The 12,713-nt window shown below is 32.3% G+C and carries 12 protein-coding genes and 1 pseudogene; 4 read left to right on the top strand and 9 right to left on the bottom strand.

Annotated elements, in window-relative coordinates:
- Nucleotides 1-206 precede the first annotated feature (206 nt).
- Nucleotides 207-1,190, top strand: coding sequence for a fasciclin domain-containing protein (locus tag Q0921_RS11695; protein WP_299256981.1), 984 nt, complete (start codon nucleotides 207-209; stop codon nucleotides 1,188-1,190).
- 47 nt (nucleotides 1,191-1,237) lie between these two features.
- Here the strand turns inward: Q0921_RS11695 and Q0921_RS11700 are convergent.
- From Q0921_RS11700 to ruvX, 6 genes and pseudogenes are all read right to left on the bottom strand, one after another.
- Nucleotides 1,238-1,657 (bottom strand): annotated as a pseudogene (locus Q0921_RS11700) (transposase); the annotation flags it as partial.
- 189 nt (nucleotides 1,658-1,846) lie between these two features.
- Nucleotides 1,847-3,727, bottom strand: coding sequence for a membrane protein insertase YidC (yidC, locus tag Q0921_RS11705; RefSeq protein ID WP_299256982.1), 1,881 nt, complete (start codon nucleotides 3,725-3,727; stop codon nucleotides 1,847-1,849).
- Between the two features lie 89 nt (nucleotides 3,728-3,816).
- On the bottom strand, nucleotides 3,817-5,460 hold the full coding sequence (locus Q0921_RS11710; RefSeq protein WP_299256984.1) for a CTP synthase: 1,644 nt from the start codon (nucleotides 5,458-5,460) through the stop codon (nucleotides 3,817-3,819).
- 221 nt (nucleotides 5,461-5,681) lie between these two features.
- The gene (locus Q0921_RS11715; protein ID WP_299256986.1) at nucleotides 5,682-6,101 is read right to left on the bottom strand and encodes a DUF5606 domain-containing protein; all 420 of its coding nucleotides are present in this window, start codon (nucleotides 6,099-6,101) and stop codon (nucleotides 5,682-5,684) included.
- A gap of 94 nt (nucleotides 6,102-6,195) precedes the next feature.
- Complete coding sequence (gene def, locus Q0921_RS11720) at nucleotides 6,196-6,786, bottom strand: peptide deformylase (protein ID WP_299256988.1); 591 nt, start codon at nucleotides 6,784-6,786, stop codon at nucleotides 6,196-6,198.
- Between the two features lie 47 nt (nucleotides 6,787-6,833).
- Complete coding sequence (gene ruvX, locus Q0921_RS11725; protein WP_299256990.1) at nucleotides 6,834-7,244, bottom strand: Holliday junction resolvase RuvX; 411 nt, start codon at nucleotides 7,242-7,244, stop codon at nucleotides 6,834-6,836.
- Nucleotides 7,245-7,370: 126 nt separating this feature from the next.
- Between ruvX and Q0921_RS11730 the strand changes: the two genes are divergently transcribed.
- Both Q0921_RS11730 and Q0921_RS11735 read left to right on the top strand, forming a co-directional pair.
- Nucleotides 7,371-8,186 (top strand): 2,3,4,5-tetrahydropyridine-2,6-dicarboxylate N-succinyltransferase, encoded by an 816-nt coding sequence (locus Q0921_RS11730; protein ID WP_299256992.1) that lies wholly within the window; start codon nucleotides 7,371-7,373, stop codon nucleotides 8,184-8,186.
- Between the two features lie 78 nt (nucleotides 8,187-8,264).
- Nucleotides 8,265-9,329 carry a glycosyltransferase family 9 protein gene (locus Q0921_RS11735; RefSeq protein ID WP_299256994.1) on the top strand — a complete coding sequence of 355 codons (1,065 nt, stop codon included), beginning with the start codon at nucleotides 8,265-8,267 and terminating at the stop codon, nucleotides 9,327-9,329.
- Here Q0921_RS11735 and Q0921_RS11740 read toward each other — a convergent pair.
- A complete protein-coding gene (locus tag Q0921_RS11740; protein ID WP_367183340.1) occupies nucleotides 9,326-10,186 on the bottom strand; it encodes a glycosyltransferase family 2 protein in 861 nt (286 codons plus the stop codon). The genes Q0921_RS11735 and Q0921_RS11740 overlap by 4 nt on opposite strands.
- A gap of 99 nt (nucleotides 10,187-10,285) precedes the next feature.
- Between Q0921_RS11740 and Q0921_RS11745 the strand changes: the two genes are divergently transcribed.
- Entirely contained in the window at nucleotides 10,286-11,053 is a 768-nt protein-coding gene (locus tag Q0921_RS11745) for a glycosyltransferase family 2 protein (protein WP_299256996.1), read from the top strand.
- On the opposite strand, the gene Q0921_RS11750 is transcribed toward Q0921_RS11745, so the two are convergent.
- Together Q0921_RS11750 and Q0921_RS11755 are read right to left on the bottom strand one after the other, a co-directional pair.
- Nucleotides 11,050-11,832 (bottom strand): lipopolysaccharide kinase InaA family protein, encoded by a 783-nt coding sequence (locus Q0921_RS11750; RefSeq protein WP_299256998.1) that lies wholly within the window; start codon nucleotides 11,830-11,832, stop codon nucleotides 11,050-11,052. The genes Q0921_RS11745 and Q0921_RS11750 overlap by 4 nt on opposite strands.
- A 62-nt stretch (nucleotides 11,833-11,894) precedes the next feature.
- Nucleotides 11,895-12,701 carry a glycosyltransferase family 2 protein gene (locus tag Q0921_RS11755; protein WP_299257000.1) on the bottom strand — a complete coding sequence of 269 codons (807 nt, stop codon included), beginning with the start codon at nucleotides 12,699-12,701 and terminating at the stop codon, nucleotides 11,895-11,897.
- Nucleotides 12,702-12,713: the final 12 nt, after the last annotated feature.

Here is a 12,713-nt window from a genome sequence, read left to right on the forward strand (position 1 = left end):
TTTAGCAAAAATACAATCTAAAGAAAATCTCAGCTCTTTTTATTCTTGTAAATCCTACAAAAAAAACATTAAAACTTCCAAAAAAACAACCAATCTATATTAAAACAACACACTGTTAACTTTTCTTTAACGAAATATTGGAAATATATAAATTTAATCCTGCGTTACAGCACTCGAACAAATTATAACTTTTAAAACTCAAAAACATGAAAATTATTTCAAAAATCACCAACGCTGTAATTATTGCAGCATTAGTGTTAGGCGTTTCATCTTGTGGCGATGACGATGATGGGAACATTATTATTCCAACAGAAAACATTGTAGTAACTGCTACTGCGGATACAGATTTGTCATTACTTGTCGCTGCACTTGGTGCAGCCGATGGAGATTTAGTATCCGTTCTAAACGGAACAGGACCTTTTACATTATTAGCTCCAACAAATACAGCTATAGAAGCTTATCTCGCTGCTAACAATTATGCTGATATTGCTGCTGTACCAACAGACGCTCTACAACAACTTTTATTAAACCATGTTATTCCTGGAGAAATTACCTCTACAGCATTAACTAACAATGGTGCCGGTTATGCAACAACTGCTTCTACTGCTGGTCCTGATGGAGCATCGATTAGTACGTACTATAACACTACTAATGGAGTAGTTTTTAATGGAGTAGCTACTGTTACAACTCCTGATATTGCTGCATCAAACGGTATTATACATAAAATAGATGCTGTAATTGGATTACCTGATATAACTACATTTGCTACTGTTGATCCTAATTTATCAAGACTTGTAGAGGGATTAACTGCTTATAGTTTTGACTATGTAACTACATTAAAAGGAACTGGTCCTTTCACTGTATTTACTCCTAATAATGCTGCTTTCGATACTTTATTAGCAACTGACCCGATGTGGACTGCCACTGGTGATATTCCGGAAACAATACTACAAACGGCTTTAGATCTTCATGTAATTGAAAATATTAATGTAACTGAAGCTGATTTAACTGATGGAGTAGTAAACACAATAGGTGGAAATGTAACTATAGATGCCACTGCGAAAACAGTTTCTGATGGAGCTGATCCAGCTAATGTAGCTACTATAATCACAACAGATATACAAGCGACTAATGGTATTATACACGAAATAGATAATGTTTTATTATCTCCAATAGTTCCAAATAGGTAAAACAAAGAATTGAGTCGTCCTAAAATAGGTTGACAGTTATTACATAATTAGATCAATCCAGCGAAGCTATCTTCGCTGGATTTTTTGTTATGTATAAAATTAGGTATTTTATAGTTAAGGCTCAAATGTGGTCTTTTCTCATTATAAGTTCTTATTGATTCTTTGATTAGTTGTTTTAGTTCTTGACCTGTGTTACATTTATTTAGAAGAAACTCAGCTTTTAAAATACCATTTATACGCTCTGCCAAAGCATTTTGATAACAGTCATATCCATCAGTCATTGAAGGTATAACATTGGATTTCTTCAATTCACTTTGATATACATAAGAACAATACAGTAAACCTCTATCAGAATGATATATAAGGCCTTTAGAGTTTGTTCTGTTCTTATTGGCCATTTTCATTGCCATCACTACATTTTCAGCACTCATATCATCACTTAAATGATATCCCATTATTTTTCTACTTGAGATATTACAGCTAATTTAAAGCCCAAATTGTAATCACATTGAGTACGCTTCTTCTGTGGATTTTCTGAATACTTCATAAATAAGTTGATTTTGTGTCAACTTATTTCAGGACGGGACAAATTTTAAAAAAATAAAAGCCTCGGTTTCATTAGAAACCGAGGCTTTATTTATGAATAAGATTTAAACTTATTTTTTTCCTTTTTGCTGTTCTGCTTGTTCCATTAACTCTTTCATTTTCTTCTGAAATTTACCTTGTTTTTTTGGTTTTTTCTTATTCTCCTGGATCTTAGCATGAATTTTATCTTCATCAATAATTACATTCTTAATCACTAGCATAATACCAATTGTAATTAGGTTAGAAATGAAATAATATAATGACAATCCACTTGCATAGTTATTAAAGAATACTAACATCATTAACGGAGATAGATACATAATAAATTTCATATTAGGCATACCTGGTTGTTGTGTTTGCATAGTTTGCCCAGTTGTCATCATCATATAAATGAATATCGCAATAGAAGCTAAAATTGGAAATAAACTAATATGATCACCGTAGAAAGGAATTTCGAAAGGTAATTTTGCTATGGTATCATAACTCGATAAATCATCAGCCCATAAGAAACTCTTTTGCCTCAAATCAAAAGCACTAGGAAAGAAATTAAACAATGCATAAAAAACAGGAATCTGCATCAATGCAGGCAAACAACCACTCATTGGGCTCGCCCCTGCTTTGCTATATAAAGCCATAGTTTCCTGCTGCTTTTTCATAGCATTATCTTTATACTTCTCTGTAATCTCTGCTATTTCAGGCTTTAATATTTTCATCTTTGCCTGAGAAACATATGATTTATAAGTAACTGGTGACAATACAATTCTTACAACAATCGTCATTACAACAATTGCAATACCAAAAGGAAGAAAACCACTTAAAAATCCAAAAAATGGGATAAATATATATCTATTTATTACTCCAAATATCCCCCAACCTAATGGTACAATCTCATCCAAGTTACGCTCATAAGAACTTAATATTTTATAATCTGTAGGACCATAATACCAATTCATATTATAACTAAGCTCTCCTCCTGTTAATTCTAATGGTACAGATGCAGCAAACTCTTTAGTTACTTTTATATCCTTATCATCTAATTCACTGGTATTGGCAACATTCTTTGATGCAAATGTAGCCGTTTTAAAAGGTGTATCTGAAAGTAAAACAGAAGTAAAGAAATGTTGTTTAAAACCTATCCAACTTACTTGCTCCTCTTGATCTTCATCGAACTCTCCTTGTCCAGTAAAATCATCCTTACCATTATCATATTCATAATGAATATCTGTATACCTGTTCTCATAAGAAGCACTTTTAGCTTGTCTAATGGCTTGAAGTTTCCAATCTAAATTGATAGCCTGGCTACTATTAATTACCTGCTGTAATCCCTGAGACTTAATTGAAAAGTCTAACATATAATCATTAGGCTTCAATTCATAGCGATACTCTAGGAATTTAGATTCTGAAACCTTCAATTTCATAGATAAAACGGTATTATCACCGTTTTTAGTCACAGTAGGTTCAAAAAATAGGTCTTTTGTATTCAGAATCCTATTGTCTGTTGTTCCAAAATTAATATTAAAAGAAGCATTTTTTCCATCTTTGATAAGATACAATGGAACTGAATCATATGTTTTGAAGTTTTTAAGCAAAGCTTCTTCAATATAACCTCCTCTATTATTAATTTTTAAACTTAAAACTTCGTTTTCAATTTTTGTAATGTTTTCTTTAGCTGAAGGTAAACTTGCTGCATATGCAAATGCTCCTAACTGAGACTTCGCCGCTACTAACGCTAACGAATCTTGTGGGTTAGCAACAATAGCTTCACTTTCTTTTATAAAATTAGTTGTTTTATTTTCTTCGGTATTTTGTTCAGCTTCAACCTGCTCTTGTTTTGCTTTTTCTGCCTCTATCTCTTCCGGAGTAGGCTTATTTACATAAAACATCCACGCAAAAATTCCAAATATCAGTACAAATCCAATTACAGTATTAAGGTCAAATTTCTTTTCTTCCATTGATATGTGTATAAAAAAGCCTATATCTCATTATTCAGAAAGGCCTTCTAAAATTATATTACTTTTTTTATTGTCAATTATCTAGCCACTTAAGATCCTTGTGCCACTTTGGCATCTTTCTTACAATTAGAATATTCTACAGCCGCTTTTACAAAAGCAACAAATAATGGATGAGGATTGGCTACGGTACTTTTATACTCTGGATGATATTGCACTCCAACAAACCAAGGGTGTTCAGGAATTTCTATAATTTCTACTAATCCTGTCTTAGGGTTGATCCCAGTAGTATTTAATCCTGCTTTTTCTAACTGTTCTTTATATTCATTATTATATTCATAACGATGGCGATGACGTTCGGTAATTAAAGGTCTACCATAAGCTTCAGAAACTTTACTAGAATCCGTCAATTCGCAATCCCAGGCACCAAGTCTCATTGTCCCACCCATATCTGTGATATTCTTTTGCTCTTCCATTAAACTGATTACTGGATTAGCTGTGTTTTCATCTACTTCTACAGAACACGCGTCTTTTAATCCTAGAACATTACGTGAATATTCTATTACAGCCATTTGCATCCCTAAACAAATACCAAAAAAGGGTAGTTTATTTTCTCTAGCATATTGAACCGCCTTTATCTTTCCTTCAATACCTCGTTCTCCGAATCCTGGAGCAACTAGAATACCGTCTAAGTGAGCAATTTTATTTGCGATCGTCTTGTCGTCAATATACTCTGAGTGTATACTTTCTACATTTACCTTTACCTCATTTTCAGCTCCAGCATGTATAAAAGCTTCGAGAATGGATTTATAAGAATCCTGTAATTCTACATATTTACCTATTAAACCAATGGTTATTTCGCATTTTGGGTTTTTATGTCGCTTAAGAAAATCATTCCATTTATCTAAATTAGGAGCATCATCATCCCTCAAAACCAGCTGTTTAAGCACCACTGTATCCAAACCTTCTTCTAACATTAAATTAGGAACGTCATAGATAGTAGAAGCATCTATAGATTCTATAACAGCTTCTTGTCTTACATTACAGAATAAAGCTAGTTTTCTACGTAGATCTTCTGATAACTCGTGTTCTGTTCTACATACCAAAATATCAGCTTTGATACCACTTTCCATTAAGGTTTTTACACTATGTTGAGTCGGCTTAGTCTTTAATTCTCCGGCAGCAGAGAGATAAGGTATCAATGTAAGATGAATTACTAGAGCATTTGTATCTCCTAGTTCCCATTTAAGCTGACGAACAGATTCTATGTATGGTAAAGATTCTATATCACCAACAGTTCCTCCTATCTCAGTAATTACGATATCATAATCCCCACTTTTTCCTAAAATCTGAATTCTTTCCTTAATCTCATTCGTAATATGCGGTACGACCTGAACTGTTTTTCCTAGAAATTCACCACGACGTTCTTTTTCAATAACACTCTGATAAATTCTACCTGTAGTTACATTATTAGCCTGTGATGTAGGAGTATTAAGAAATCGCTCATAATGTCCTAAATCAAGATCTGTTTCTGCTCCATCATCAGTCACATAACACTCGCCGTGCTCGTAAGGGTTTAATGTTCCTGGATCAACATTGATATACGGATCCAATTTCTGAATCGTAACTCTGTATCCTCTTGCCTGAAGTAATTTTGCCAAAGAAGCTGCTATAATTCCTTTTCCTAATGAAGAAGACACCCCTCCAGTTACAAAAACATATTTGGTATTAGCCATGTGTAAACTTAACTATTTGTTATGTTGTGTTTAAATTTTGCGCAAAAATACAAAGAAGTACCCAAACAGGGCATTGAGTTTATTGAAAATAAGGCAATATTTACATAACTTATTCATAATTCTATAAGAGCATAAAAAACTGAAAACGAATTCTTAAAGTCGTAAATAAAAAATCCCGTCTCTAAAAGACAGGATTTTTTTATGATAACAATAATTAAATTTTATTCTTCTTCTTCAGAAGCTACCTCTTCTGGCTCACTGAAATCAGTAATTTCTTTGGCTTGTAAAATATTATACCATTGTATTACTTTCTTCATATCACTAACATACACTCTATCCTCATCATAGTCAGGCAATATTTCACTAAAATATGCTTCTAATTTATTCTTAGATTCTTTATGATTGATAGATTTTCCACCATTTTCTTTTTCCTGAATTCTTTTAAAAATTTCTCTTAAAGGAACTTCTTCTGTAAAAGTATAAATAGCAATTTCACTAAGAATACTCACATTGTTTTGTATACTAACAGATAATCTTTTTCCGTCTGCAAGTGATTCTGCTACAAATCCGTTACGAGTTTGTGCTTTTAATTCGTATAAACCTGGTTTTCCAGAAATTGATAATATTTTGTCTAAGCTCATAAATTTCTTTTCAAAGTTGGCAAATATCAGTAGTTCATTTTTAAAAATCAAACATTAACTAATATAATTATTTGTATTAATGCTACTGATCTTTTTAACGTCCTTTTTTAGCTAACGGAAATCTCATTCGATACTCTGCATTTATCTTACCTTTAGAAATATTAGCAAGTTTTCCTTTAATTAAACGTTTTTTAAGGCTGGATAGCTTGTCAGTAAACAAAACTCCCTCTATATGATCATATTCATGTTGAATAACCCTTGCTGCCAGACCACTATATGTTTCAGTATATTCTACCAAGTTCTCATCAAAATAATTAATCTTGATTGTTTCTTTTCTAAACACATCTTCTCTAATTTCAGGAATACTTAGGCATCCTTCACAAAAAGACCATTCTTCTCCAGTTTCCTCTACAATTGTGGGATTAATAAAGACTTTTTTAAATCCTTTAAGCACTTCTCTTTCTTCTTCAGAAAGTTCCTCATCATCTGCAAAAGGTTCCGCGTCTACTAAAAACAAGCGTATTGGAAGTCCTATTTGTGGAGCAGCCAGCCCAACACCATGTGCATTGTACATGGTTTCAAACATATTTTCGAGCAATTCTGATAGCTTAGGATAGTCTTTTGTAATCTCCTTTGCTTTTTTTTTCAATACCGGATCACCGTATGCTACAATTGGTAAAATCATTTGATAAATATTCTATATTTTCTATTCTTTGTTATTATTGAATTTCCTTATAAATTATAAAGATAATCCTGTAGTATAATAGTAGCACTAATCTGGTCTACTAATGCTTTATCTCTTCTTTTCTTTTTTGATATTCCACTTGCAATCATAGTATCAAAGGCCATTTTAGATGTAAATCGTTCATCCATCCTTTTTACAGGAATATCAGGCAACAATTTTACTAGTTTTTCTAAAAACGGTTTAATCAACTTTTCGCTTTCTGAAGCTTCTCCGTGCAAACGTTTTGGCTCGCCAACTACAAATAATTCTACTTCTTCCTCCGTTACGTAGTTTTGCAACCAACCTAATAGCTCCTTAGTATCTACCGTTGTTAATCCAGAAGCAATGATCTTGGATTCGTCTGTAACCGCAATCCCACATCGCTTTCCTCCATAATCTATTGCTAAAATCCTTGCCATAATTTATTTTGTGCAAAAGTATGACATTATTATAAAATAGTAAGAATTATTAAGAGTATCCTAAAATATGTAATCAGCGTATGTTTTTCCGATGAAGCTGTTATCTTTACGAAAATTTTTTAATAAATGAACCAACTAAAAGAAACCATAGAAAAAGCTTGGGATAATAGAGAGCTTTTAAAAGAATCAAGTACTCAGGATGCTATCAGAAAAGTTGTAGACTTATTAGATGCTGGAGAACTTCGTGTAGCAGAACCAATAGAAGGTGGATGGCAAGTAAACGAATGGGTAAAAAAAGGAGTCGTACTTTATTTTCCTATCCAAAAAATGGAAACGTTAGAAGCAGGTATTTTTGAATATCATGATAAAATTCCTCTAAAAAAAGGATACAAAGAAAAGGGAATTCGAGTAGTTCCTAATGCAGTTGCGCGTCACGGGGCCTATATTTCTCCGGGAACTATCTTAATGCCCAGTTATGTAAACATTGGTGCTTATGTAGATGAAGGAACCATGGTTGATACATGGGCAACTGTTGGTAGTTGTGCTCAAATCGGAAAAAATGTACACCTAAGTGGTGGTGTTGGAATTGGTGGTGTTTTAGAACCATTACAAGCAGCTCCAGTCATTATTGAAGACAATGCTTTTATTGGATCCAGATGTATCGTCGTTGAAGGTGTTCGCGTAGAAACTGAAGCTGTACTTGGCGCTAATGTAGTGTTAACCGCCTCGACTAAAATTATAGATGTTACCGGTGATACTCCTGTAGAACGAAAAGGAGTAGTACCTGCCAGATCGGTTGTTATTCCTGGTAGTTACACAAAGAAATTTGCTGCAGGTGAGTATAACGTTCCTTGCGCACTAATTATTGGTAAACGAAAAGAAAGCACTAACAAAAAGACTTCTCTTAATGATGCATTGAGAGAGCACGACGTAGCTGTATAATTAGAAATAAATATGTATACTTGTGAGCTTGTCTTTTTTTTAGACAGGCTCATTCTTTTTTAATTAATAGTTCAGTAAATGAAAATACTAGTCATCCAGCAAAAAATGATAGGCGATGTGCTTACTAGCACTATTATTTGTGAAGCACTAAAGAAAGAATACCCAAAAGCCACTATTGATTATCTTGTAAACTCTAGCACAAAACCTGTTATTCAGGAAAATCCATTTTTCGATGATATTATAGAATTCAAGAACAAATATCGTGACAGTAAAAAAGAATTCTATTCTTTTTTAAAAGAAATCAAAAAGTTAAAATATGATTTGGTCATTGACGCATATGGAAAATTAGAAAGCAATCTCATCTCCTATTTCTCCAAAGCTCCGAAAAAGATATCTTTTTACAAATGGTACACTAGATTTTTATATTCGGAAGTTATTTACAGAAAATCAGAACCTATTACCAATGCTTCTATAGCAATTGAAAATAGATTGAGACTTGTATACTCTGAAAATAAAATTACTGCAAATATTATTCGTCCAAAAATATTCTTAACAGAAGAGGAGAAAAACACATCAAAACAATATCTAAAAAACAATGGAATTACTTCAGAAACGCCTCTTATAATGATTAGTGTTTTGGGAAGTGAAATGAGAAAAACATTACCTTTCAATTATATGGCAAAGGTTATTGATGAAATTGTAACAACCACCTCTGCAAATATTCTATTTAATTATATTCCAAATCAAGAAAAAGATGCTAAAGCTATTTATGACTTAACAACAAAAAACACACGAAAACACATTCATTTTAATGTATTTGGAAAAAGTTTGCGTGAATTCATAGCAATACTCTCTCATTGTAACATCTTAATCGGAAATGAAGGTGGAGCAGTTAATATGGCTAAAGCTTTAGACAAACCGACATTTACGATTTTTTCTCCTTGGATCATTAAAAAAGACTGGAATATGTTTGAAGATGGTATTAAACATGATTCAGTACATCTTTATGATTCTAAACCTGAATTGTATGATAACAAAACTCCAAAAGAAATGAAAAACAAAGCATTGGAATTATATAAAAATCTTTCTTCAGAATTAATTATTCCAAAGCTTAGATCATATCTTCAAAACTTAAAGTTTTAATCCTTTTCGATTCCAAAAGGGGTTCTGATAACAGTATCTCGTTTAGTAACTTTTCTGATAGCTTTATTTCTGGTGATCATTTCGGGTTGCATATATCCTCTTTCGTGATATAAGTGTATACAAATTGCACTATAACGTATTTGTTTTGCTTTGACTCCAAGATTAAACAATCGCTCACCTATTTCTCTATCTTCTCCTCCATACTGCATCCGTTCGTCAAAACCATTAACCAACAGAACATCTTTTTTCCAACCTGAAACATTCATCCCATCCCAAGTAGCTTTAGTAGGAGTTATAAAATTAAGGAAACGTTCTTTCCACCCTTCCGCAGTTAATTTATTTAGCTTAAATGAAGATTCCAAACCTTGATCGATTAACCAATTAGCATCAAAGCATTCTTGATTTTTTATATTCTTTTCAGAAATTAATTCCGAAATACCTTTTGGTAACTTAAAATAACCTCCTGACAAAAACCAACCTGGTTTTCTCATCCGTAAATGGGTTTCAATAAAATCTTCTTTAGGAATACAATCCCCATCCGTAAATAATAAATAATCCGAATCAGCAACTGCGATAGCTTTGTTTAAAATTATAGTTTTTCTGAATCCTTGATCCTCATGCCAGATGTGTTTCAAAGAATAATTAACTGTTTTAGAAAATGTTGAAATCAATTTCTTCGTATCTTCTGTCGAGCCATCATCCGCAACTATCACCTGAAAATTCCTGATACTCTGACACTCATATCCAACCAATACTTTACTCAACCATTCAGGTTGGTTGTAAGTACTTATGATTACTGTTATTTCTGGTGATTGCATTGGCGTAAAAATAACTATTTTTGCCAGTAAGTTATTCAAAAATAAATTTTACTCTCATTTAGAGTCTGCCAGATGCAAATTCAATGTGACATAATATTCTTGAAATAATTTTTCATCAATCAATCTTAAAATACCCGAATGATTAAACTATCTGCTGTTATCATTACTTACAATGAAGAAAAGAAAATAGAGCGATGTCTCTCATCTTTAGTAGGTGTAGTTGATGAGATCGTGATTGTTGACTCCTTTTCTACAGATAGAACAGAGGAAATCTGTAAACAGTTTGAAGTCAAATTTATAAAACAGCAATTTCTAGGATATATAGAACAAAAGAATTTCGCTATTACACAAGCTTCCAATGATCATATCATATCTTTAGATGGTGATGAGGCTTTATCTTGCGAACTTCAGAATTCCTTAATTAAACTAAAATCCAATTGGACACATGATGGATATTATATGAATAGATATAATAATTTTTGTGGACAATGGATAAAGTACTCGGATTGGTACCCTGACAAGAAACTTAGGGCTTTTGTAAAAGAAAAAGGAGAATGGAAAGGCATAAACCCGCATGATTCTTTTAAATTGAGTAATCCAAAAGCTTCTTCAAAATTGTCAGGTGATATACTACATTGGAACTATTCCACCTATCAAGAGTTTAATCTTAAAACAGATAAATTCTCTACAATATCAGCCCAATCTTACTATGAATTAGGTAAAAAAGCTCCTATTTGGAAAATTATTCTTAATCCAACTTGGGCATTTTTTAAAGCTTATTTTCTAAGACTTGGATTTCTAGATGGATTTAATGGCTTTGTAATATGCATACAAACAGCCAATATTACTTTCCTAAAATACTCTAAACTTAGAGAATTGATAAAAAATAATAACACTTCGAGTTAACCTTCTTCTTTATACTTCTTTTTCCAGAAAAAGATCTTTCGCTTCAATTTTCGTTTGCCATGATAACGATTCTGAAACTCTTGAGTATACTGCCACATTAATCTAAAGATTTCTGATTCGTCTTCACTTGTACATTTAGCATATTCATTACTCATTACTTTGATCATTGATTCATGAATAGTTAATCGAGCAAAGTTTTTTATTCTGGTTTCAAAATTCATTTCACCAAATTCCATTCGATTAAGGTCTACAAGATAAAACTCATATCCTTTTTCTTTTCTTTCAATTAGTGTGTTACCGGGAGAATGATCTAGAAAATTCACACCATTCTTATGTAATTTATATGTAAATCGTGTAAAAGCCCGAAGTATATCTTCATGATCCGAGATATTAAAATCCGTTGTTAACTCTCGATAAGTAAGATCACACTCCACCAACTCACTTACATAATAACTTTTCTTGAACAAAAAAGGAGTAGTTCTTATTTCATAAGCAATCGGAAAAGGAGTTTTGATTCCTAAATCCAATAATCTATTGGCATACATATAAGAACGTTCTGCTTTGGATTTTCTGAAAAAACGATAAGCAACCTGATTAATCACATTAGGAATTCTGAATGATTTTATGGTAACTTTTTCACCATCAAGAGGAATTATTTTGATCACATTACGTTCTGCATCACCTAGTATTTCACTGTAACTCTCAAAATTATCAATAGCATCTTTTACTAGTGATTTTAAACTCGTTTTTGAATTATGTATTACAAATCTGTTTGGCATATTTCTATATAATTGATGAAGGCATTTATTTGATCCAATGTAGAATCAATTAAACATCAGCTTTAATCACCTGTCAAATATTTATCAATTCCATTTTCGCACCTTTTAACTCTACCTTCAATGGTCTTGTTTTGAATTTCATTCCCTTTGTCGACATTTTCTAACACTGCCTTTTTATGATAGAGATGAAAACAAATTCCTGCAAATTTTAATCTTTTAGGCATTACTCCCAGAAAAGTCAATCGCTGCCCAAAATCATAATCTTCAAAACCCCAACCTAAAAAATCCTCATTGTACCCATTGATCTCTATCGCATCTTTACGCCAATACGACATATTGGCTCCCCTTAACTTGGTGGTAATAGTAGTATCTGGATTTCTATTTTTATAAATAAAAGGCAAATTCAACATTCTCATACGTTTCTTTAGTCCACTAGAAAGAATATTCAAATTTGTAGCCTTTTTAGCCATTAGCTGCAAAGATTTTTCTTTAGTGATCGTAACTCTAGTTCCATAAAGGAATATTTCATCTTCACAGGCATTTAAATGATCTTTGACAAAATGTTTGTGCAAAATAATATCCCCATCAATTTGTATAATATAATCTGATTTGATTTTTGCTATCGCCTTATTAAGAATTATCGTTTTAGTGAAACCATTATCTTCATGCCAAATGTGGTTTAGAGACACAGGAAAAACTTTCTTATAACTATTTATTAATAATCTAGTCTCCTTTGTAGAGCCATCATCTGCAATAATTACTTCTGCAGGTAACATAGATTGCTTCAATACACTGCTTAGCACTAAATCCAGCGCTTCTGGCCAATTAAAGGTAGAAATCAATAAAGCTACGCTAGGGTGATTTTTCATATGCTTAATTTT

It is taken from the genome of uncultured Aquimarina sp., from assembly GCF_947496855.1.
GTDB lineage: Bacteria > Bacteroidota > Bacteroidia > Flavobacteriales > Flavobacteriaceae > Aquimarina.

Excerpts from the sequence above, each read along its gene's own strand:
- Q0921_RS11755 (WP_299257000.1), bottom strand. The coding sequence starts at position 12,701 with ATGAAAAATCACCCTAGCGTAGCTTTATTGATTTCTACCTTTAATTGG.
- yidC (WP_299256982.1), bottom strand. The coding sequence starts at position 3,727 with ATGGAAGAAAAGAAATTTGACCTTAATACTGTAATTGGATTTGTACTG.
- Q0921_RS11710 (WP_299256984.1), bottom strand. The coding sequence starts at position 5,460 with ATGGCTAATACCAAATATGTTTTTGTAACTGGAGGGGTGTCTTCTTCA.
- Q0921_RS11750 (WP_299256998.1), bottom strand. The coding sequence starts at position 11,832 with ATGCCAAACAGATTTGTAATACATAATTCAAAAACGAGTTTAAAATCA.
- Q0921_RS11745 (WP_299256996.1), top strand. The coding sequence starts at position 10,286 with ATGATTAAACTATCTGCTGTTATCATTACTTACAATGAAGAAAAGAAA.
- Q0921_RS11735 (WP_299256994.1), top strand. The coding sequence starts at position 8,265 with ATGAAAATACTAGTCATCCAGCAAAAAATGATAGGCGATGTGCTTACT.
- Q0921_RS11715 (WP_299256986.1), bottom strand. The coding sequence starts at position 6,101 with ATGAGCTTAGACAAAATATTATCAATTTCTGGAAAACCAGGTTTATAC.
- Q0921_RS11730 (WP_299256992.1), top strand. The coding sequence starts at position 7,371 with ATGAACCAACTAAAAGAAACCATAGAAAAAGCTTGGGATAATAGAGAG.
- def (WP_299256988.1), bottom strand. The coding sequence starts at position 6,786 with ATGATTTTACCAATTGTAGCATACGGTGATCCGGTATTGAAAAAAAAA.
- ruvX (WP_299256990.1), bottom strand. The coding sequence starts at position 7,244 with ATGGCAAGGATTTTAGCAATAGATTATGGAGGAAAGCGATGTGGGATT.
- Q0921_RS11695 (WP_299256981.1), top strand. The coding sequence starts at position 207 with ATGAAAATTATTTCAAAAATCACCAACGCTGTAATTATTGCAGCATTA.